22 protein-coding genes are annotated in these 21,236 nt (G+C 59.7%); 4 read left to right on the top strand and 18 right to left on the bottom strand.

Features of this window, described 5'->3' with window-relative positions; genetic code table 11:
- The first annotated feature begins 232 nt into the window (after positions 1-232).
- Complete coding sequence (gene gltP / locus ABLV78_RS23470; protein ID WP_047047489.1) at positions 233-1,543, top strand: glutamate/aspartate:proton symporter GltP; 1,311 nt, start codon at positions 233-235, stop codon at positions 1,541-1,543.
- Positions 1,544-1,578: 35 nt separating this feature from the next.
- On the opposite strand, the gene ABLV78_RS23465 is transcribed toward gltP, so the two are convergent.
- The 3 genes from ABLV78_RS23465 to fdhF form a co-directional block, all read right to left on the bottom strand.
- A complete protein-coding gene (locus tag ABLV78_RS23465; RefSeq protein ID WP_026612428.1) occupies positions 1,579-2,262 on the bottom strand; it encodes a tetratricopeptide repeat protein in 684 nt (227 codons plus the stop codon).
- A gap of 115 nt (positions 2,263-2,377) precedes the next feature.
- Positions 2,378-2,605 carry a hypothetical protein gene (locus ABLV78_RS23460; protein WP_226473744.1) on the bottom strand — a complete coding sequence of 76 codons (228 nt, stop codon included), beginning with the start codon at positions 2,603-2,605 and terminating at the stop codon, positions 2,378-2,380.
- Positions 2,606-2,734: 129 nt separating this feature from the next.
- The gene (gene fdhF, locus ABLV78_RS23455) at positions 2,735-4,882 is read right to left on the bottom strand and encodes a formate dehydrogenase subunit alpha (protein ID WP_077598920.1); all 2,148 of its coding nucleotides are present in this window, start codon (positions 4,880-4,882) and stop codon (positions 2,735-2,737) included.
- A gap of 272 nt (positions 4,883-5,154) precedes the next feature.
- Between fdhF and ABLV78_RS23450 the strand changes: the two genes are divergently transcribed.
- Complete coding sequence (locus tag ABLV78_RS23450) at positions 5,155-5,889, top strand: response regulator (RefSeq protein WP_042894288.1); 735 nt, start codon at positions 5,155-5,157, stop codon at positions 5,887-5,889.
- Between the two features lie 33 nt (positions 5,890-5,922).
- Here ABLV78_RS23450 and ABLV78_RS23445 read toward each other — a convergent pair whose 3' ends face one another.
- Genes ABLV78_RS23445 through ABLV78_RS23435 form a run of 3 tightly spaced genes read right to left on the bottom strand, consistent with a single transcriptional unit; the run spans position 5,923 to position 9,407 of the window.
- Positions 5,923-6,864, bottom strand: coding sequence for an ABC transporter substrate-binding protein (locus ABLV78_RS23445; RefSeq protein WP_015368709.1), 942 nt, complete (start codon positions 6,862-6,864; stop codon positions 5,923-5,925).
- Positions 6,865-6,891: 27 nt separating this feature from the next.
- A complete protein-coding gene (locus tag ABLV78_RS23440) occupies positions 6,892-7,890 on the bottom strand; it encodes an ABC transporter permease subunit (RefSeq protein WP_045380370.1) in 999 nt (332 codons plus the stop codon).
- Complete coding sequence (locus ABLV78_RS23435) at positions 7,887-9,407, bottom strand: sugar ABC transporter ATP-binding protein (RefSeq protein WP_045367893.1); 1,521 nt, start codon at positions 9,405-9,407, stop codon at positions 7,887-7,889. Before ABLV78_RS23435 ends, ABLV78_RS23440 begins: the two co-directional genes overlap by 4 nt.
- Before the next feature lie 189 nt (positions 9,408-9,596).
- Between ABLV78_RS23435 and ABLV78_RS23430 the strand changes: the two genes are divergently transcribed.
- Together ABLV78_RS23430 and yjdP are read left to right on the top strand one after the other, a co-directional pair.
- On the top strand, positions 9,597-11,882 hold the full coding sequence (locus ABLV78_RS23430) for a hybrid sensor histidine kinase/response regulator (RefSeq protein ID WP_047046380.1): 2,286 nt from the start codon (positions 9,597-9,599) through the stop codon (positions 11,880-11,882).
- A gap of 70 nt (positions 11,883-11,952) precedes the next feature.
- Complete coding sequence (yjdP, locus tag ABLV78_RS23425) at positions 11,953-12,306, top strand: DDRRRQL repeat protein YjdP (RefSeq protein ID WP_045396524.1); 354 nt, start codon at positions 11,953-11,955, stop codon at positions 12,304-12,306.
- A gap of 21 nt (positions 12,307-12,327) precedes the next feature.
- On the opposite strand, the gene phnP is transcribed toward yjdP, so the two are convergent.
- The 12 genes from phnP to ABLV78_RS23365 form a co-directional block, all read right to left on the bottom strand.
- On the bottom strand, positions 12,328-13,086 hold the full coding sequence (gene phnP / locus ABLV78_RS23420) for a phosphonate metabolism protein PhnP (RefSeq protein ID WP_047046377.1): 759 nt from the start codon (positions 13,084-13,086) through the stop codon (positions 12,328-12,330).
- Between the two features lie 15 nt (positions 13,087-13,101).
- Entirely contained in the window at positions 13,102-13,665 is a 564-nt protein-coding gene (gene phnN, locus ABLV78_RS23415; RefSeq protein WP_045396519.1) for a ribose 1,5-bisphosphokinase, read from the bottom strand.
- Positions 13,665-14,801 carry an alpha-D-ribose 1-methylphosphonate 5-triphosphate diphosphatase gene (phnM, locus tag ABLV78_RS23410; RefSeq protein ID WP_045396516.1) on the bottom strand — a complete coding sequence of 379 codons (1,137 nt, stop codon included), beginning with the start codon at positions 14,799-14,801 and terminating at the stop codon, positions 13,665-13,667. Before phnM ends, phnN begins: the two co-directional genes overlap by 1 nt.
- Positions 14,798-15,478 carry a phosphonate C-P lyase system protein PhnL gene (gene phnL, locus ABLV78_RS23405; protein WP_045396513.1) on the bottom strand — a complete coding sequence of 227 codons (681 nt, stop codon included), beginning with the start codon at positions 15,476-15,478 and terminating at the stop codon, positions 14,798-14,800. The genes phnM and phnL overlap by 4 nt, the downstream gene beginning before the upstream one ends.
- Positions 15,479-15,585: 107 nt before the next feature.
- Positions 15,586-16,344: a phosphonate C-P lyase system protein PhnK gene (gene phnK / locus ABLV78_RS23400; protein WP_348865331.1), complete on the bottom strand. Its 759-nt coding sequence runs from the start codon at positions 16,342-16,344 to the stop codon at positions 15,586-15,588.
- On the bottom strand, positions 16,341-17,189 hold the full coding sequence (locus ABLV78_RS23395; protein ID WP_015368699.1) for an alpha-D-ribose 1-methylphosphonate 5-phosphate C-P-lyase PhnJ: 849 nt from the start codon (positions 17,187-17,189) through the stop codon (positions 16,341-16,343). Before ABLV78_RS23395 ends, phnK begins: the two co-directional genes overlap by 4 nt.
- Positions 17,182-18,246 carry a carbon-phosphorus lyase complex subunit gene (locus tag ABLV78_RS23390; protein ID WP_047046368.1) on the bottom strand — a complete coding sequence of 355 codons (1,065 nt, stop codon included), beginning with the start codon at positions 18,244-18,246 and terminating at the stop codon, positions 17,182-17,184. Before ABLV78_RS23390 ends, ABLV78_RS23395 begins: the two co-directional genes overlap by 8 nt.
- The gene (gene phnH / locus ABLV78_RS23385) at positions 18,247-18,831 is read right to left on the bottom strand and encodes a phosphonate C-P lyase system protein PhnH (RefSeq protein WP_015368697.1); all 585 of its coding nucleotides are present in this window, start codon (positions 18,829-18,831) and stop codon (positions 18,247-18,249) included.
- The gene (phnG, locus tag ABLV78_RS23380; RefSeq protein ID WP_045396504.1) at positions 18,828-19,280 is read right to left on the bottom strand and encodes a phosphonate C-P lyase system protein PhnG; all 453 of its coding nucleotides are present in this window, start codon (positions 19,278-19,280) and stop codon (positions 18,828-18,830) included. The genes phnH and phnG overlap by 4 nt, the downstream gene beginning before the upstream one ends.
- Entirely contained in the window at positions 19,281-20,006 is a 726-nt protein-coding gene (gene phnF / locus ABLV78_RS23375; protein ID WP_015368695.1) for a phosphonate metabolism transcriptional regulator PhnF, read from the bottom strand.
- 156 nt (positions 20,007-20,162) lie between these two features.
- A complete protein-coding gene (gene yjdN / locus ABLV78_RS23370; protein WP_045396544.1) occupies positions 20,163-20,597 on the bottom strand; it encodes a VOC family metalloprotein YjdN in 435 nt (144 codons plus the stop codon).
- 284 nt (positions 20,598-20,881) lie between these two features.
- The gene (locus tag ABLV78_RS23365) at positions 20,882-21,217 is read right to left on the bottom strand and encodes a zinc ribbon domain-containing protein YjdM (RefSeq protein ID WP_015368693.1); all 336 of its coding nucleotides are present in this window, start codon (positions 21,215-21,217) and stop codon (positions 20,882-20,884) included.
- Positions 21,218-21,236: the final 19 nt, after the last annotated feature.

The raw sequence follows: 21,236 nt of genomic DNA, 5'->3' as shown, positions 1-21,236 counted from the left end.
TAAATATTTTTTATAACAAATACTTATGCAATGTAATGCGCTGAAATGGGCGGATTTATGCAGAAAACCAGAGGAAAGCGCTGTTCTTAAAGGCTTGCGCAGCATGCCGTGCAAATGATACTGATATTGCGCGTTAAATAACCCCATAAAGCAACGCAACACAATTCATACCCCTTTCAGTGGGTGCCATTACCTCCCGGAATGGTGCCTTTCATTGAGGAAGTCAGTAGTGATGAAAAAAACAAAAGTCAGCCTGGCCTGGCAGATTTTGCTAGCCCTGGTGCTTGGCATACTTCTGGGCAGCTACCTGCATTACCACGCCGAAAGCCGTGATTGGTTAATCTCAAACCTCCTGACCCCGGCGGGCGATATCTTTATCCACCTGATTAAAATGATTGTCGTCCCGATTGTCATCTCGACGCTGGTGGTGGGCATTGCGGGCGTAGGCGACGCTAAGCAACTGGGCCGCATCGGCGCCAAGACCATCATCTATTTTGAAGTGATCACTACGGTGGCGATTGTACTGGGGATCACCCTGGCGAACGTCTTCCAGCCGGGCAGCGGCATTGATATGTCGCAGCTGGCGGCGGTCGATATCTCGAAATATCAGAACACCACCGCGGAAGTGCAGAGTCACGCGCATGGCCTGATGGGAACCATCCTGTCGCTGGTGCCGACCAACATCGTCGCCTCGATGGCGAAAGGCGATATGTTGCCGATTATCTTCTTCTCGGTGCTGTTCGGCCTGGGGCTTTCTTCCCTGCCGTCTACTCACCGCGAGCCGCTGGTGACCGTGTTCCGCTCTATCTCCGAAACCATGTTTAAAGTGACGCACATGGTAATGCGCTATGCGCCGGTCGGGGTCTTTGCCCTGATCTCGGTGACCGTCGCCACCTTCGGCTTCGCTTCGCTGTGGCCGCTGGCTAAGCTGGTTATCCTGGTCTACTTTGCGATTCTGTTCTTCGCGCTGGTGGTGCTGGGTATCGTGGCGCGGGTATGTGGGCTGAGCATCTGGATCCTGATTCGTATCCTCAAAGACGAGCTGATTCTGGCTTACTCCACCGCGAGCTCCGAGAGCGTACTGCCGCGTATCATTGAGAAAATGGAAGCCTACGGCGCGCCGGCCTCAATCACCAGCTTTGTGGTGCCGACCGGCTACTCCTTTAACCTCGATGGTTCGACGCTATATCAAAGCATCGCGGCGATCTTCATCGCCCAGCTGTACGGTATCGAACTCTCCCTGTGGCAGGAAATCACTCTCGTGTTGACGCTGATGGTGACCTCAAAAGGCATCGCGGGCGTACCGGGCGTCTCCTTCGTGGTGCTGCTGGCGACCCTGGGTAGCGTGGGGATCCCGCTGGAAGGGCTGGCGTTTATTGCCGGCGTCGACCGTATCCTCGATATGGCGCGTACCGCGCTGAACGTGGTCGGCAACGCGCTGGCGGTGCTGGTTATCGCCAAGTGGGAACACAAGTTTGACCGTAAGAAAGCGCTGGCGTATGAACGCGAAGTGCTGGGCAAGTTTGATAAAACCGCCCAATAAGATGTCAGAGCCCGGCCATTCGCGCCGGGCTTTTTTTAGCCTTTGGTTATCCTGTCGAACTCTTCACATCCGGTATCAAACCCCTCCTGACAGCTGACGTTAAGCCAGTGCAGCGCTTTTTGCGGGTTTGGTTCGATAAAACCTTTCTCTCCCTGCTGAAACATCATCCCTGCCCAGTATTCGGCATAGCCGGTGCGTGAAAGCGCCGAGCTGCCTTTGAAGTACTGCGCGGCCTTGAGGTCATCTTCCGGCGGCAGCACGCCGCTGGCGTAGATAAGCCCCAGTAGCATCTGCGCATCGACGGCGGAGTCGCTCTCTTCATCTTTGGCCGCATCCTGCAGCAGCCTGATGGCGTGCGCATAATCGGTGGGTCCGGCCTGCTGATTGACCAGCACCCGGGCGAGGATAATCTCGCCGGCCTTGCTGCCGGCCTGCACGGATTTTTCCGCTAGCTGTCGCGCCTGTTGATAGTCGGCCTGCTGCGGGTTACGGATTTTAAGCTGAGCCAGCAGCGCCATTGCGTCGCCATCGCCCTGCGCCGCCGCTTTCTGCGCCCAGTATTCGGCCTGTTGGTAGTTGCCGGAGCTAACCCAGGTATCCGCCAGATAAAACTGCGCGCGCGGGTCGCCGGCTTCGGCCTGCTGTTGGTATTGGCTGCCCGGATCCGCAGCGTCTGCGGCGAAGCTTGTCAGCGCCAGCAGTAAATAGAGGTATTTCATTTTTTTATTATCAGTAAGGAAGACCCCCGCAGTATAAAGGGCGGCGGAAAAGAAGAAAATGGCGGGAATTAGCGGGGTGAATACCCGGATAGCGGCGCATAGCGCCTTATCCGGGCTACGGTTCGGTAGTCGGTTGGTAGCCCCGGTAAGCGTAAGCGCTACCGGCGGAGGATTCCCGGATAGTGGCACATGGCGCCTTATCCGGGCTACGGTTCGGTAGTCGGTTGGTAGCCCCGGTAAGCGTAAGCGCTACCGGGGAGGGTTCCCGGATAGCGGCGCACAGCGCCTTATCCGGGCTACGGTTCGGTAGTCGGTTGGTAGCCCCGGTAAGCGCAAGCGCCACCGGGGAGGGTTCCCGGATAGCGGCGCACAGCGCCTTATCCGGGCTACGGTTCGGTAGTCGGTCGGTAGCCCCGGTAAGCGCAAGCGCTACCGGGGAGGGTTTCCGGATATCGGGTATGGCCGCCGAACCTTAACCCATCGCGCTTTCGCGCAGGCGGGCTTTCAGCTTGTTGTACTCGTCGATCACGTACTGCTCCGCCGCGCGCTGATCGGCAATCCGCTCAACGTTAACCGCGCAGTACTTGTACTCCGGCGTTTTGGTTATCGGGCTCAGGTTCTCCGACACCAGCTCGTTACAGGCGCCAATCCACCACTGGTAGGTCATGTATACCGCGCCTTTATTCGGCCGATCGCTGACCTGCGCGCGGGTGATGATGCGGCCTTTACGCGAATTGACCCACACCAGCGCTTCATCCTCGATGCCTAACCGTTCGGCGTCGGCGGTGTTGATTTGCGCATAGCCCGGTTCATCCGCCAGCGCCGCCAGCGCCGCGCAGTTGCCGGTCATCGAACGGCAGGAGTAGTGACCGACTTCGCGCACCGTTGAGAGCACCATCGGGTACTCGTCGGTGAGCTTATCGATCGGCGCGACCCAGTCGCAGGTGAAGAACTGCGCCAGCCCGTTGGGGGTATCGAACTTCTCTTTAAACAGATACGACGTCCCCTGGTCGGCGTCGGACTCATCGCGGCATGGCCACATGACGTAGCCGAGCTCGCCCATTTTTTCATAGGTGGCGCCGTAGAAGTCCGGGCACAGATGCCGCAACTCATCCCAGATCTCCTGGGTGTTGTTGTAGTGCATCGGATAGCCCATCCGGGTGGCGATTTCGCTGATGATCTGCCAGTCGGTTTTCAGGTCCCACTTTGGCTCCACCGCTTTAAAGAAGCGCTGGAAGCCGCGGTCCGCTGCGGTATACACGCCTTCGTGCTCGCCCCACGAGGTGGACGGCAGGATGACGTCGGCCGCGGCGGCGGTTTTGGTCATGAAAATATCCTGGACGATAACCAGTTCCAGCTGTTCAAACGCCTTGCGCACCGCGGAAAGCTCGGCATCGGTCTGCAGCGGATCCTCGCCCATAATGTAGGCGGCGCGAACTTCGCCGTGTTCGGCGCGGTGCGGCAGCTCGCTGATGCGGTAGCCGGTATGCTCCGGCAGGCTGTCGACGCCCCACGCTCTGGCAAACTTCTCGCGGTTTTCCGGGAACTTAACGTACTGGTAGCCCGGATAGGTATCCGGCAGCGCGCCCATATCGCAGGCGCCCTGAACGTTGTTCTGTCCGCGTACCGGGTTGACGCCGACGCTCGGCTTGCCGAGGTTGCCGGTGAGGATCGCGAGGCTGGTCAGCGACCGCACGGTCTCCACGCCCTGGTAGAACTGGGTGACGCCCATGCCCCACAGGATGGCGGCGGATTTGGCGCTGGCGTACATCCGGGCGCAGGCGCGGATCTCCTGAGCGCTGACGCCGGTTATCTCTTCCACCGACTCCGGCGTGTAGCCTTCGACGATTTTGCGATACTCCTCGAAGCCCTCGGAACGGCTGGCGACGAAGGATTTATCGTACAGATCCTCTTCAATAATAACGTGGCCAATGGCGTTGAGCAGCGCGATATTCGAGCCGTTCTTCAGCGCGATGTGCATGTCGGCGATGCGCGCGGTTTCAATCTTGCGCGGGTCGCAGACGATGATTTTTGCCCCGTTGCGTTTGGCGTTAATGACGTGATTCGCCACGATAGGGTGGGAATCCGCCGGGTTGTAACCGAAGATAAACACCAGATCGGTGTTATCAATCTCCGTGATGGCATTACTCATGGCGCCGTTACCGACCGACTGGTGCAGACCTGCAACCGAAGGGCCGTGTCAGACGCGAGCGCAGCAGTCGACGTTATTGGTACCAATAACGGCGCGCGCGAATTTTTGCATCACGTAGTTGGTTTCATTACCGGTCCCGCGGGAGGAGCCGGTGGTCTGGATCGCGTCCGGGCCATATTTTTCTTTAATGGCGCCAAGGCGGGTGGCGACGTAATCGAGCGCCTCGTCCCAGGAGACGGCTTCCAGTTTGCCGCCACGCTGGCGACGGATCATGGGGGTTTTGAGACGCGGGGTCAGGATCTGGGTATCGTTAATGAAGTCCCAGCCATAATAGCCTTTCAGACACAGGGTTCCCTGATTGGTTTTCCCCTGCGCCGCCTCAGCCCGGACGATTTTGCCGTTATCGACCACCAGGTTGATTTTGCAACCTGATGCGCAATACGGGCAAACCGTGACGACTTTTTTCATCGGTTTTGCTCCAGTTAATCAATTAGCGCTGACGCGCAATCGACCGTCACTATGCATCTTCTATGCCATGTTTTCATTGTGGGTATTAACGGATAGTACGCGGCTTTTTTGGGCGAAATGCTGACGAAAAACAGGTCATCGTCAGTTTTGACGTGACGAAAAGCCCGGAGATGTGACGCCGATTATAAAAACGGCAGCGAAAAATGGATTTGTCGTCGCCCGCTTGCACAATCGACCAGACTGACACTATTCCCGCCAGGCAGAGGTAAACCATGAAACCGGTCATTTTAGTGATTGATGATGACACCGCGATCTGCGAGCTGCTGGGCGACGTGCTCGGCGCCCACGCGTTCGAGGTGGTGGCCTGCCAGAACGGCGGCGAAGCGCTGGCGACGGTCGCCCGGCGCGCAGATATCGCGCTGGTGCTGCTGGATATGATCCTGCCGGATACCAATGGTTTGCTGGTGTTACAACAGCTGCAGCGCACGCGGCCTGAGCTACCGGTGATCATGCTTTCCGGCCTGGGAAGCGAATCGGATGTGGTGGTCGGGCTGGAAATGGGCGCCGACGATTACATCGCCAAACCGTTTAATGCCCGGGTAGTGGTGGCGCGCGTAAAGGCGGTGCTGCGGCGCAGCGGGGCGATCGGCGCGGAAAGCCTCGTGCCGGGCGGGGAGCATGGGCTGTTGTTTAACGGCTGGCGACTGGATACCCGCCGCTGTGAGCTGTTTAATCCCCAGCAGCAGAGCGTGGCGTTAACCCAGGGGGAATATGGATTGTTGCTGGCGCTGGCGCAAAACGCCCGCCGGGTTCTGAACCGTGAACAGCTGCTGGCGCTGACCCATAATGAGAGCATGGAAGTATTCGACCGCACGATCGATGTGCTGATCATGCGCCTGCGGCGTAAAGTTGAGGTCAATCCGCATCAGCCCACGTTGATTAAAACCCTGCGCGGGCTGGGCTACGTTTTCGCCGCTGACGTTATCCATAACGACAAAGCGGCGTAGGGCGAAAAGAGGCCCGTCAGCCGCTTTGCTGCGTTATTTCACCGTCCAGCCCTTGTAGCTGCTGACGTTATTTTTATCGATCATCTTCACCGGGATCAGCACCGGCGCGGCTGGCGCGGGCTTGCCCTGCAGAATGTCATAACCGATTTCCACCGCCTTCGCCGCCATGACCTGCGGGTCCTGCGCCGGCGTGGCGACGAACAGCGAATTCTTACGCTTCAGCGCCTCTTCGCCGTCCGGGCTGCCGTCGACGCCCACGATAAAGAACTCATTACGTTGCGCCTGTTTCGCCGCCAGATCGGCGCCAATCGCCGTTGGATCGTTAATCGCGAACACGCCGTCAATCTTCGGATTCGCCGCCAGCAGCGACGTCATCACTTCCAGCCCGCCTTCGCGGCTGCCTTTAGCGTTCTGGTTGGCGGAGAGGATTTTGATATCCGGATGTTTTTTGAATTCGGTTTCGCAGCCTTCGACGCGGTTCTGCACCGCGGAAACCGGCGGTCCGTTGATAATCACCACGTTGCCTTTGTTGTTCAGGCGATCGCTAATATATTTACAGGCCATCGCGCCGGCCTGGGTGTTATCGGAGGTGATGGTGGCATCTGCGCCTTCGGCGGCGACGTCAACCGCCACCACCACGATCCCGGCCTCTTTCGCCCGCTTCACCGCCGGGCCGATACCTTTTGAATCAGCGGCGTTGAGGATGATCATATCGACTTTGGCGGCGATAAAATTATCGATCTGCGCTACCTGCTGTCCCAGGTCGTAGCCGCTGGACACCAGCGTGACCTTCACTTTGTCCCCCGCCAGCTTGCGCGCTTCCAGCTCGGCCCCCTTGGTGATTTGCACGAAAAACGGGTTGGCGAGGTCGCCCACCGTCACGCCTATCGCTTGTAGATCTTTGGCCGACGCAAAAGGGGAGGCGGCCAGCAGCGCGCCGGCACATAGCGCGGTCACTATCGGTTTTAAACGCATTCGCTTTTCCTCGCAGGTAAGATGTTGTTATGCACTTTGATGGTGTCGGGTACGGTATTTGTCGATCAGCACCGCTATGATGATCACCGCCCCTTTGATCACCAATTGCCAGAAGTAGGAGACGCCCATCAGCGTCATACCATTGTTAAGAGTGGCGATAATCAGCGCTCCTACCAGCGTACCGGTGATGGTGCCGATACCGCCGACGAAACTGGTGCCGCCGAGGATCACCGCGGCAATGGCGTCCAGCTCATAGCCGACGCCGAGGTTGCCGTTGGCGCTGTATAGCCGCGAGGCGCTCATCACCCCGCCGAGCCCGGAAAGCAGCCCGCTCATGCCGTAGACGAACAGCAGCACCAGCCAGACTTTAATCCCCGTCAGCCGCGCCGCCTGCATATTGCCGCCGACGGCGTAGATATGAATACCGAGGGTGGTGCGGCGCAGGATAAACCAGCACACCGCCACGACCGCCAGCGCTATCACCACCAGCCACGGCACCGGGCCGAGATAGTTATTGCCGATCCATTCAAAACTAATATCGGAGTTAATCACCGTGGTGCCGTCGGCCAGCAGATAGGCGGCGCCGCGCAGCGCGGTGTAAGTGCCAAGGGTGACAATAAACGGCGGTAGCCCGGCGAAGGCCACCAGCGCGCCGTTGAACAGCCCGAGCAGCAGACCAAGCATCAGGGCCGCCGGAATCGACAGCATCGCGAATTGCGGGATGAGCGATACCACCATCGCCGCAACCGCGGTGGTGCCGAGAATTGACCCCACCGACAGATCGATACCGCCGGTAAGAATAATAAAGGTCATCCCCGCCGCCAGCACGATGTTGATAGAGGACTGGCGGGTAATATTCAGCAGGTTGCTTTCGGTAAAGAAATTCGGCGCGACGAAGCCGAACACCGCGACGATCAGGATTAAAATCGGCAGGATGCCGACGGTTTGCATCAGGTCGCCCATCAGCATTTTTTTTGCCGAGGCGGATTTCGCCGCCGGCGCGGAGGTCTCTTTCGGTATGCTCATGCTTGTCCTGCCTTAAGGTGAGAATCGTTCACGCCGGTCGCCAGCGTCATAATGCTTTCCTGACTAATCTCGCCAACCTGCAACTCGCCGGCGATAGCGCCTTCGCGCATCACGTATACCCGGTCGCTCATGCCTACGATTTCCGGCAATTCGCTGGAGATCATTAAAATGGCGACGCCCTGGCGGGCCATCTGATTCATGATGCGGTAAATCTCGCTTTTGGCGCCGACGTCAACGCCGCGGGTCGGTTCATCCAGGATGAGAATGCGCGGGCCGATCGCCACCCAGCGTGAAATCAGCAGCTTTTGCTGATTGCCGCCGGAAAGCCCGCCGGCGCGCACCTGAGCATGCGGGACGCGGATGTTCAGCAACTGGATGGCGTCATCGGAGATAGTTTGCGCTTTCTTACGGTCTAGCATTCCCCAATTGGCGTCGCGCTCAAGCGTCGCCATGGTGATGTTCTCCTGCGCCGCCAGTTCGAGAAACAGCCCCTGTTCCTTACGGTTTTCGGTCAGAAAGCCGATCCCGAGGTCGATAGCTTCGCGCGGCGAGTGAATAACCACCGGTTCGCCGTCGATTTCAATCACCCCGGCGGTGGCTTTGCGGACGCCGAAAATCAGTTGCGCCAGTTCGGAACGTCCGGCGCCGACCAGCCCGGCGAGGCCAACGATTTCCCCGGCGTGCACCACCAGGCTGCTGGGATGCACTTTGCCGCCGTCGCTGAGATCCTGCACCCGCAGGCGCGGCTGGCCGCGAGGGATATCGCGCTCTTTATTGAACAGATCGCTAAGCGGACGGCCAACCATCATGCGCACTAATTCGGGGGCGCTAAGGTGGTCGCGGGTGAGGCTGCCGACATACTGGCCATCGCGCAGCACGCTGACCCGGTCGGAGAGTTCATACACTTCGGCCATGCGGTGGCTGATATAGATGATTGCCATCCCTTCATCGCGCAGGCGCAAAATCAGCTCAAACAGGCGCTGCGTTTCTCGCGAGGAGAGGGCGGCGGTAGGTTCATCCATCACCAGAATGCGGCTGTTGCGATGCAGCGCGCGGGCGATTTCCACCTGCTGCTGTTCAGCGATAGTCAGCTTCATCACCCGGTCGCTGGCTTTGAACTGCGCGCCGAGCCGGTCGATAACCGCCTGCGCCTGGGACTCCATCTCTTTGCGTTGTACCAGACCGCCGCGGGAAAGCTCGCTGCCGAGGAAAATGTTTTCCGCGACGGTGAGGTTCGGCGCCAGCTGCATCTCCTGATAGATCAAGGTGATCCCCGCCGCCAGCGCATCTTTCGGGCCTCTGATCGTCTGCGGTTGTCCGTCGATCAGGATCTCGCCGCTGGAGGCGGTATAGGCGCCGGCGAGGATCTTCATCAACGTACTTTTTCCCGCACCGTTTTCGCCCATCAGCGCGTGGATCTCGCCGGGCCAGACCGTCAGATCCACCCCTTTCAGCGCATAAAACTTGCCGAAAACTTTGGCGATGTTGCGCATGGATAGCACCGGTGTTCCCTGCATGCCTGCTCTCCTGGCTGCGTTGTCGATATCGGCACTTCATCACCGCAACGTAAATGGGTGATGTCATCGGCCATTCATAATTGTCATATTTTTGAATAGTTAATGCAGATCACAATTACGCAGTGAAATTTTCTTCACCTTCGGCGACAGTCCGGGAATGATGGGAGAAAACGCCAGACCGGAGCCGCTATGTCTTCCCATCACCCGCATTTTTTCGTTAGCGCCCGCGGTCGCCTGCTGTCATTTAACTTGTTGATGGTGGCGGTGACGTTAATGGTCGCCGGGGTGGCGATATTTGGTTTTCGCCATGCCAGCCAGTTGCAGGAGCAGGTACAGCAGCAAACGCTTAGCGACATGAGCGGCAGTATGAATCTGGCGCGCGATACTGCGAACGTCGCTACCGCGGCGGTGCGACTGTCGCAGGTAGTAGGCGCGCTGGAGTATAAAAGCGAAGCGGAACGTCTGCTGGAAACCCAACAGGCGCTGAAGCATTCGCTGAGCCAACTGGCTTCGGCGCCGCTGGCGCGGCAGGAACAGACGCTGGTGGCGAGCATTATCCGCCGCAGCAACGAGCTGCAGCAGAGCGTCGCCGGCATGCTGGAGCGCGGGCAACGCCGCCATCTGCAGCGTAATGAACTGCTGAGCGCGCTGTATCAAAACCAGAGCTATTTGCGCCATTTGCAGGATCTCAACGATCGCGAGGGTAAACCGGCGATCGATCCTCAGCGTTTAAACGAAATGGACCGGCTGATCGTCGCCGCGATACACACCGCCACGCCGCGCTCGATCGTTCTGCAGCTCGATGACATCAGACGCTTTTTACCGCGTAATGATAGCGATTCTGAGCGGGCGTTTATCCTGCCGGATTTCAACGCCGAGCTGGCGCGGCTGGCGCCGCTATCGGCGCAGCTTGAAGAGAGCGATCTGGCGATCGGCTGGTATATGTTTCATATCAAAGCGCTGGTTGCGCTGCTTAATGATGATATTAATCAGTATGTTGCCAGAGTTGCCCAGGCATCTGAGGCGCGAGCGGCGCAAAGCCACCAGCAGTTGCGCTCCATCAGCGCGTTTATCCTGCTGGCGGCGCTGCTGGCGCTGGCGATTACCGGCTGCGCGGGCTGGTATATCTATCGTAATCTCGGCCTTAATCTGAACGCGATATCCGGCGCGATGTCGCGGCTGGCGCACGGCGAGCAGAATGTGACGGTGCCGGCTCTGCAGCGGCGCGATGAGCTTGGCGAACTGGCGCGCGCCTTTAACGTTTTCGCCCGCAATACTGCTTCCCTTGAACACACCACCCGCCTGCTGCGGGAGAAAACCACCCAGATGGAGATTGACCGCCTTGAGCGACAGGGGCTGGAGGAGGCGCTGCTGCATAGCCAAAAAATGAAAGCCGTCGGCCAGCTTACCGGTGGCCTGGCGCACGATTTTAACAACCTGCTGGCGGTTATTATCGGTAGTCTCGAACTGGTTCAGCCTGATGAGCGCGATGCGCCGCGGATATCGCGAGCGCTGAAGGCTGCCGAACGCGGCGCCTTACTTACCCAGCGGCTGCTGGCCTTTTCGCGTAAACAGGCGCTGAACCCGCAGGCGGTGGCGCTACAGCCATTGCTGGAGAACGTCTGCGAGCTGATGCGCCATTCGCTGCCTGCCTCTTTGCGTCTCGAAATTGAAGCGCAGTCGCCTGCCTGGCCGGCATGGATCGATGTCGGACAACTGGAAAACGCCATCATCAACCTGGTGATGAACGCCCGCGACGCCATGGATGGGCGGTCAGGCATTATCGCGCTACGCACCTGGAACCAGCGGGTCACCCGTAGCGATGGACGACGTCAGGATATGGTGGCGCTGGAGGTGATTGACCACGGCAGCGGCATGTCGCAGGAAATTAAAGCGCAGGTCTTCGAGCCCTTTTTTACTACCAAACAGACCGGCAGCGGCAGCGGGCTTGGGCTGTCGATGGTGTACGGTTTTGTGCGCCAGTCGGGCGGGCGCGTAGCGATTGAAAGCGCGCCGGGGCAGGGCACCACCGTACGTTTACAGCTACCGCGAGCCACGTCAGCGGTGGAGGAGGAGCGACCGCCGTTGGATAGCGAACCGATGGCGACCGGTGAGCGGCTAGCGCTGGTGCTGGAGGATGAAGCCGATGTGCGCCAGACGTTATGCGAGCAGCTGCATCAGCTGGGCTGGCTGACGCTGGAGGCGCAAAGCGGCGAGCAGGCGCTGCAGATGCTGGCGGCCTCCGGGGATATCGCGTTGTTGATTAGCGATTTAATGCTCCCCGGCGGGCTGAGCGGCGCCGAGGTTATTCACGAAGCGCAACGCCGTTTCCCGGCGGTGGCGCTGCTATTGATTAGCGGCCAGGATTTGCGCCCGGCGCATAACCCGGCGTTGCCGGAGGTGGAACGGCTGCGCAAGCCTTTTACCCGTACGCAGCTGGCGCAGGCGTTGCGTGCGGCGATGGCGCGGATTTGAGATTCCTCCGCTACACGCGGCAAATAGGGTTGATTAAGGTATCGCCAGTACCCTGATGAGACCGGCCCCGATGAAACGTTACGCAACCGCTCTGTTTTTTTGCACGCTGGCGCTGAGCAGCCAATTGGCCCACGCCGATATTATTGATGACGCTATTGGCAATATTCAGCAAGCCATCAACGATGCCTACAATCCGGGCAGCAGCCGTTCCGACGACGATGACGGGCGCTATGACGACGGACGCTACGATGACGGCAGCTATCAGGGCAGCCGCCAGCAGCGTAGGGATAATCAGCAGCAATATAACGATCGCCAGCGCCAGCTTGACGACCGCCGTCGCCAGCTGGATGAGCGCCAGCGCCAGCTCGATAGCGATCGCCGCCAGTTGGAAAGCGATCAGCGCCGCCTCGACAACGATTATTGATTTTCCCGGTCACGCTGCCGGCTAATCGAGCACGATCTCCATGCCGTCGTATCCCGCCTCGAAACCTTTCGGCAGCGGGTTATCCATCATCCACTGGTCGAACTGATGGCTGATATGAGTGAGGATCACCCGCGGGCAGCCAAGTACTTGGTTCAGCGCGCGCACGGTATTCAGGTCGCTGTGGTTGCGCGGCGCCTGTGCTCTGGGCTCGTAGCTGCAATCGATGACAATCACCTGCGGCTGATTATTAAGTAAAAACTTCAGCGTCTTCTCCGGCAGCCCGGCGGTATCCGCAAGCCAGGCCACCCGGCTGTGCGCCGACTCCAGCAGATAGCCGTAGGTCAGCTTTGAGTGGATTAACGGCAGCGGCGTGACCTGTAGCCCCTGTAGTTCAAATACCGTGAAGGGGGTAACGGTGTGGCTAAAATCGAGGATGCCGGGATGCTTAAACAGATCGTCGCAGCCCACATCATCAGGCGGTCCGTACACCACAATCGGATCGCCCACGCCCCAGCGCAGGGGGAACAGCCCCTGTACGTGGTCCATATGGTAATGCGTCAATAAAATCTGCTGGAAGCTACCCGCGGGCTGGCGTTCCGCCAAATCTGCCAGCCCGGCGTCGAGCAGCGTGACCGCATGGTTAAAGCGCACCACCGCGCTGCAGGGGCGGCGGCGATAGCGCGCATCGGCGCGGGCGCGCTGGCAGGCGGCGCAGTCGCAGCCGAAGACCGGCACCTGCTGGGCGCCGCCGGTGCCGGTCAGGCGGATCGTCAGGCTCATCGTATTACCTTATCCTCAGGCATGCTGATTCTCTTCACGCCCGGCGTGCTGGCGCAACAGCTGGAAGAAACGCTCTACCGATTGCCCAAGGCTGCCGTCGTTATTCAACGTCAGGCAATCGGCCGGTTTATAACGCGCGGCGCGTTGCAGTCGCTGGTCGATTTCCACGGCATTTTCCCGGCCGCGCTGTTCAAGCCGCTGGCGCAACACCTGTGGTGAGACTTCGAGACAAATCGGTACCAGTACGTCATCGTAACGTTCTCGCGCCTGCGCCAGATGCGCGCGCGAGCCGTTGGCGACGACATCAAAACCGGCATGCAGCCAGAGGTCGATCTCCACGCCGACGCCATAATAATTATTGTTGGCATGCCAGCTTAGCGCGAAAAGATTACGCTCGGCGCGGGTGAAAAACTCATGCTCGCTCAGCGCAATATGGTTCTCGCAGCCCGCCTGGTGCGGGCGGGTGATGTAGCGATGCGCGACCAGCAGTTGCGGATGCTCACGCTGGCGCAGCGCGGCCAGCAGACTATCTTTTCCCGACCCGGAAGGGCCGACCAGCCAAATCAGTTTTCCAGGCATTAAAAGACCCTCTTTCCCTGACGCCAGACGTGATCGATATGGACGTGCTCGCCGCGGCGGTGCGCCAGTACCAGATCGGCGCGTTTGCCTTCGGCGATGACGCCGCGGTCATGCAGACCCAGCGCCTGCGCCGGATGTTTGCTGACCAGACGGATAGCCTGCGCCAGCGTGAAAGCGTTGTCGTCGCTATCGGCGATACGGAAAGCGGCATCAAGCAGGCTGGCGGGGTAGTAGTCGGAAGAGAGAATATCTAACAGGCCGCTGGCGGCTAGTTGATGCGCGGCGACATTGCCGGAATGCGAGCCGCCGCGCACGATATTCGGCGCCCCCATCAACACATTCATTCCATGCTGGCGCGAAGCCTGCGCGGCGGCCAACGTGGTAGGAAATTCGGCGATCACGCTGCCAAGCTGGTGGGATTCGGCGACATGTTCATGAGTGGCGTCGTCGTGGCTGGCGAGAGCGATTTGGCGTTCCCGGCACATCGCGGCGATAGCCTGGCGATTAGGCTGCGACCAGGCCGCCGCCAGCGCCATTTGCTCCTCTTCGAAGCGTTCCATCTGCTCGCCGCTGAGCTGATATTTGCCCTGATAATATTCGCGATATTTTTCGCGGTTGGCGAACTGGCGTTGACCCGGCGAATGGTCCATCAGCGACACCAGAGTGACCGGCTCGCGGTCGACCAGCTTTTCAAACAGCGGCAGAGTGGTGTGGTGCGGCAGTTCACAGCGCAGATGCAGGCGGTGCTCGGCGCGGTTAAGCCCGCGTTTTTGCGTCTCTTCCACCGCGTTGATCATCTTTTCCAGATTCTCAAGGCGGTCGCCGCCGTCGCGCACGTCGCCAATCGCCACGGCGTCGAGTACGGTGGTGATGCCGCTGGCGACCATTAAAGCATCGTGGCTGCTCATCGCCGAGTGTGCAGGCCAGTCAACCTTTGGCCGCGGGGTGAAGAATTTATCCAGGTTATCGGTATGGAGTTCGATAAGCCCCGGCAGCAGCCAGCCGCCTTCGCCATCGAGGGCGCCGGGCAGCCGGCTCTGGCTTTCGGCAAAGGCGTAAATCCGCCCCTCCTGCACTTCCAGCGAACCGTCGATGGTTTCGTCTTCCAGTACCAGCTTTACGTTATTGATTATCATACTGTGATACCCATTGGGTGCAGGCGGTCGGCGACCTGACCGCGTACCGTTTCATCATGGAAAATACCGACGATGGCCGCGCCGCGGGCTTTAGCCTGCTGGATCAGCGCCACCACCGCGGCGCTGTTGTTGGCATCCAGCGAGGCGGTGGGTTCATCAAGGAGTAAAATCGGATAGTCGACCGCAAAACCGCGGGCGATGTTGACCCGCTGCTGTTCGCCGCCGGAAAAGGTGGATGGCGCCAGATGCCACAAACGCTCCGGCACGTTGAGATGGCTCAGCAGACGGGCGGCTTTAGCGGCGCTCTCTTCGCGCGGCGTCCCGAGCTCAAGCAGCGGCTGCATGACGACTTCCAGCGCGGATATCCGCGGGATCACCCGCAGAAACTGGCTGACCCAACCGATGGTGGTTTTACGCACTTCCAGCACCTTGCGCGGCGTGGCGGTCACCAGATCCACCCATTCGTCGCCGTGGCGGATATGAATATGACCGCTGTCCGGCAGATAGTTAGCGTACAGCGAGCGCAGCAGCGTCGATTTGCCGCTGCCGGAATGGCCGTGCAGCACCACGCACTCCCCGGCGTTAACGGAGAGCGAAGCGTCGGCGAGCACCGGCAGACGTACGCCGTGCTGTTGGTGCAGAACAAAGGTTTTATGGATGTTTTCAACGCGGATCATTTTAGCCCTCTCGGGGTTGGAGTGCCGGGTGGCGCTTCGCTTACCCGGCCTACGAATAACGCACCTGTAGGCCGGATAAGGCGCAGCCGCCATCCGGCAAAACAGCATCAATTCTGCAACACCGACGACACCAGCAGTTGGGTGTAAGGATGGTGCGGATCGTCGAGCACCCGGTCGGTTAAGCCACTTTCCACCACCTGTCCTTGTTTCATCACCAGCAGACGGTTCGCCAGCAGGCGAGCGACGCCGAGATCGTGGGTGACGATCACCACCGCCAGACCCAGCTCCACCACCAGCCCGCGCAGGAGATCGAGCAGGCGCGCCTGTACCGAGACGTCCAGCCCGCCGGTGGGTTCATCCATAAACACCAGTTTCGGCTGCGTCACGAGATTGCGGGCGATTTGCAAGCGCTGCTGCATACCGCCGGAAAAGGTGGTCGGCAGGTCGTCGATGCGGGAAGGCGGGATCTCCACCTCCTGCATCCAGCGTTCGGCGGTGGCGCGAATGTCGCCGTAGTGGCGGGCGCCGGTCGCCATCAGCCGTTCGCCGATGTTGCCGCCCGCCGAGACCTGGCGACGCAGGCCGTCCATCGGGTGCTGATGCACAACGCCCCATTCGGTGCGTAGCAGGCGGCGGCGTTCGGCTTTGCTCATGGCGTACAGCGAGCGCTGTTGATACCGCACTTCACCCTGTTGCGGCGCCAGACGAGCGGAAATCGCTTTCAGCAGCGTGGTTTTACCGGAGCCGGATTCGCCGACGATACCGAGCACTTCGCCCGGCCACAGCTCGAAAGAGACATCGCTAAAACCTTTGCCCGGCGCATAGAGATGGGTCAGGTGATTGACTGCAAGTAACGGCTGGCTCATTTTTTCTGCGCCTCGCTCTGTTGGCGGCAATAATCGGTATCGGAGCAGACAAACATCCGCTGGCCGCTGTCATCCAGCACCACTTCGTCAAGATAGCTGTGACGCGAACCGCAAATGGCGCAGGGTTCATCCCACTCCTGCACGCTAAATGGGTGATCGTCGAAATCGAGGCTTTCGACTGCGGTATAGGGCGGCACCGCGTAGATACGCTTTTCGCGCCCGGCGCCGAACAGCTGCAGCGCCGGCATCATGTGCATTTTGGGGTTATCGAATTTCGGGATCGGCGAAGGGTCCATCACGTAGCGGCCGTTCACCTTCACCGGATAGGCGTAGGTGGTGGCGATGTGGCCGAAGCGGGCGATATCCTCATACAGCTTCACCTGCATTACGCCGTACTCTTCCAGCGCGTGCATGGTGCGGGTTTCGGTTTCACGCGGTTCGATAAAGCGCAGCGGTTCCGGGATCGGCACCTGATAGATCAGGATCTGATCTTCCACCAGCGGCGTTTCCGGGATCCGGTGGCGGGTCTGGATCAGGGTGGCGTCTTCGGTGCGTTCGGTGGTGGCGACACCGGTTACGCGTTTAAAGAACTGGCGGATCGACACCGCGTTGGTGGTGTCATCGGCGCCCTGATCGATGACCTTCAGTACGTCGTTCTCGCCGATAACGCTGGCGGTCAGTTGGATCCCGCCGGTACCCCAACCATAGGGCATCGGCATTTCGCGGCCGCCGAAGGGCACCTGATAGCCGGGAATGGCCACCGCTTTCAGTATCGCCCGGCGGATCATGCGCTTGGTTTGCTCATCAAGATAAGCAAAGTTATAGCCAGTCAGTGGGTTAGCCACGTTCGTTCTCCCGTTGCAGGCGTTTCAACAGCGCCAGTTCGGCCTGGAAATCGACATAGTGCGGCAGTTTCAGATGCGAGACGAAACCGGCGGCTTCAACGTTATCGGCGTGCGCCAGCACGAACTCTTCGTCCTGGGCCGGTCCGCTTATCTCTTCGCCGTATTCCGGCGCCTGAAGGGCACGGTCGACCAGCGCCATGGCCATCGCTTTACGCTCGCTCATGCCAAACGTCAGGCCGTAGCCGCGGGTGAAGTGTGGCGGCTCATCCTCTGGATCGACAAAGCCGTTGACCATTTCGCATTCGGTCAGCAGCAGCTCGCCAATATTGACGCTAAAACCCAACTCTTCCGGCACGATTTCCACCTGCACGTAGCCGCTGCGGATCTCGCCGGCAAACGGGTGATTGCGGCCATAGCCGCGCTGGGTCGAGTAGGCCAGCGCCAGCAGATAGCCTTCATCGCCGCGTACCAGCTGCTGCAGCCGCGAGGAGCGCGAGCAGGGATAGACCGGCGGGGTGCGGGTGATATCGTCAGGCGCCGCGCCGCAGTCCGCTTCCGCTTTGGCCAGCCCCTGTTGCGCCAGCAGGTTGAAGACGTGCGGCGTCGGCGGCGTTTCGCTACCGGCTTTCTGCACCGACGGCGGTTCGCCGTTGGCCAGCAGGGTAAAATCGAGCAGGCGGTGGGTATAGTCGTAAGTGGGGCCCAGCAGCTGGCCGCCTGGGATATCTTTGTACACCGCGGAGATGCGGCGCTCGAGGCGCATTCCAGCGGTATCAACCGGTTCGCTGACCGCCAGCCGCGGCAGGGTGGTGCGGTAGGCGCGCAGCAGGAAAATGGCTTCGACGTTATCGCCGCTGGCCTGCTTCAGCGCCAGCGCCGCCAGTTCGCGGTCGGCAATACCGCCTTCGGTCATCACCCGGTCCACCGCCAGGCTGAGCTGTTCGCTTATCTGGTCAACGCTCAGTTCGGGAAGCCGTCCATCGCCCCGTCGTTTCTGCTCTTGCAAGGCGTGAGCGGCGCTAATCGCCTTCTCGCCGCCTTTGACGGCAACATACATTTAGCACACCTCCACGTGGGTGGTACGCGGGATAGCCAGCAGGCGCTCGCCGCAGGTCAGGATCAGGTCAATGCCCAGCGGGAACGGGTGCGGGCGTTCGGTTAATTCGTCGATGATGCAGTCCGGCAGCTGTGGGGCGATCATTCGCTCCTCGGCAATGCCCGCGCCGGTCAGGCGCAGCATGCGTCCGCCGCTCAGGCTGGCTAGTTGAACAATCAGCGTGACGCCGGTTTCCGGCGCCGCCACGGTACCGGCGGAAAGTACATTAAGCTGTTCGGCGCTGATGGTGTCGCAGGCGACGGCAAATACCGCCTGCTGCGGCTGTTCCACCAGCGTCGCGCCGGTATGGAAGCGCAGATTTTGGCTGACCAGATCGTTATGCAGCGCGGCGGCCATCCATACCGGGGTGTCGTGATCGGCCAGGGTCAGCAGCAAGCTGGTGGAGGCGATATTCAATGGCTGCCAGCCGTGCTGAAGCTGCTGCAGAGAGACAATCACTCCCGGCTCGCTCATTGCTTTCAGCAGGCGGCGGAAACTGTGTTGGGCATCCTGCACCGGTAGGGTAAAGGCGGTTTGTAATGTCATGCGTTATCTCCGCGAACCAGAGTAAAGAAGTCGACCCGGCTGGCGTTGACTTCGGCGCGACGAGCATCGAGGCGCGCGCTGCGTTGTGCTTCCAGCGGGGTAATGAGGGTTTCCATTAAGGTGTGAAAATAGTGAGGCGATTGCAGCAGGCCGTCGATCGCCGCGCAGCGCTCGGCGTGTGGGCGATTGCGGCCTAAAATCCAGCTGTAGCCGAGGGTGCCATCGGCCAGGCGCACGGCGGCGCGGGTCAGGGTGGCGTCACCGGCAAAGAAACGATCGCCGATGCCGCCCATACGCGCCTGGAGCTGTACCAGCCCGGTTTCCGGGGCGCGAATTAATTCATACTCCGGCGCCAGCCGCAGCGATTGCATGCGCGCCAGAAGGTCCTGCGGTTCACTGTGGGCCAGCACGGACATCCAACGCTGGCGGGTGGCGGTATCGAAGTGCATTCAGTGCTCCATGGTGAATTCAATCATGTCGGCGCGGGTCAGGCTAACGGAGTACTCCGTCGTGACTGTCTCGCCCTCGCGGCTATTGAGCGTGCGTACGCACAGCAGTGGCGCCATATTGGGGATTTCCAGCAGCTTGCTCTCTTTCGCCTGCGCGCGGCGAGCGCTGATTTTGGTGCGTACGCGGGTCAGTTCGATAGCGAGCTGGTCGCGCAGCAGGTCGTGTAGCGAACCGTGGGTGAAGGTTTGCAGCACCGGCCAGAAGCGCAGGTCGGCGAAGTAGTGGTCAATCAAACACAACGCCACGCCGTTGACCCGGCGCAGGGTGCGCAGATGAATGACGGTTTCGCCTTCGGCAATGCCAAAGGCTTCGGCGACATGGCTGCTGGCTGGGCGCAGCACCGACAGCAGCTTCTCGCTGGTCGGGTGGCTGCCTTGTTCCAGCAGGTTTTGGCTGAAGCGTGCCTGGGCGTTGAGCGGGTAGTCGATGGGGCGCATCAGTACCAGCACGCCGACGCCCTGGCGGCGCTGGACCCAGCCGCGTTCCACCAGTTGATCGATGGCGCGACGTAGGGTGTGGCGGTTGACTTCAAAGCGCGCCGCCAACTGCTGTTCCGCAGGCAAATAATCGCCGCAGCGATAGTGATGGCGCAGCTCCTGTTCAAGCCTGGCGGCAATTTCCTGATACCGGGTGGGGTAACTGGTCGGATGTCTGGATAAGTACATGGTTATCGAGCCTCACTAAGCACCTTGGGGATCCCCGTTGAGCGTGGGCCGATACTGACGCGTTTTTGTTACATTCCTGTTAAGTCACGATGACCGCAGGATGAAGAGTTAATGCCGGTGAGATGACAGGGCGGAGAAGCCGCCCTGGAGAGAAGATTAGGGTTGTTTGACGACGTTAACCATCCACGGCACGCCGAAGCGATCGACGACTTTGCCGAAACCGTGGGCCCAGAAGGTCTCCTGCCACGCCATTTCGATGCGCCCGCCATCGGCCAGCGCCTCAAACCAGTGTTTGCCTTCAGCAATATCTTTCGGCTCCAGCACGAGGACGAATCCCGCGTAATGTTCCATGTCGCTACTGGGGCTATCGCTCAGCATCAGAATACTGTCGGCGACCTGCAGGCTGGCATGGGCGATGCAGTCGGCGGCAAGATGCTGCCCGGAGGCGCAGCCATCGTCGGCATCCTGGGCGCTCTGCGGCATTTCGCCGTAGGTGATTTGGTGGATAAGCTGCGCCCCCAGCGCCTGCTGATAGAAGGCGATGGCGGCAGCGCAGTTGCCGCTAAAAGCAATGTAAGGACTCAGGGACATAACCATGACCTCAGATAACCAATGACCCATAAAGCGTAGTTGGTGACGAGCAAAAGAAGCCAGGCGGCAAAGCGGGGTGAATTTTTCTGAAAATGCGTCGCCGCGTGGCGGGAAGGCAGAGACGAAATGAGAATTGATCGCGCGGTTTGGCTGGAAGGTTCCGGGAATAATTTTGGCGAAATGAGCGATATAATTTGGCGACGTTCCGCCGCTGATATTCGGACGCGCCGACAAGGTTGCCGCCAGCGCCGGAAAAATAATAGCGCTGGCGTGAAAAAATTTAATTAGTTCTTTTTGACGAATTCAGATTTCAGCTTCATCGGGCCAAAACCGTCAATTTTGCAGTCGATGTTGTGATCGCCTTCGACCAGACGGATATTCTTCACTTTGGTGCCGATTTTCAGCATGGAAGAGCTGCCTTTTACCTTCAGATCTTTCACCACGGTCACGCTGTCGCCATCGGCAAGTAAGTTGCCGTTAGCGTCTTTTACGATCAGCGCGTCGGCGTCGTCGGCCGGCTCGGCATTGTTCCACTCGTGGGCGCATTCCGGGCAGATGTACATGCCGTTATCTTCATATGTGTATTCAGAATGGCATTTTGGGCAGTGTGGAAGTTGCATGGCGTTCCTCGTGATTACT

This window comes from Klebsiella sp. CN_Kp075 (genome assembly GCF_040065055.2).
Lineage (GTDB): Bacteria > Pseudomonadota > Gammaproteobacteria > Enterobacterales > Enterobacteriaceae > Klebsiella > Klebsiella aerogenes.
Note: the sequence above shows the minus strand (reverse complement) of the source record. Positions and strands in the feature narration are given on the sequence as shown.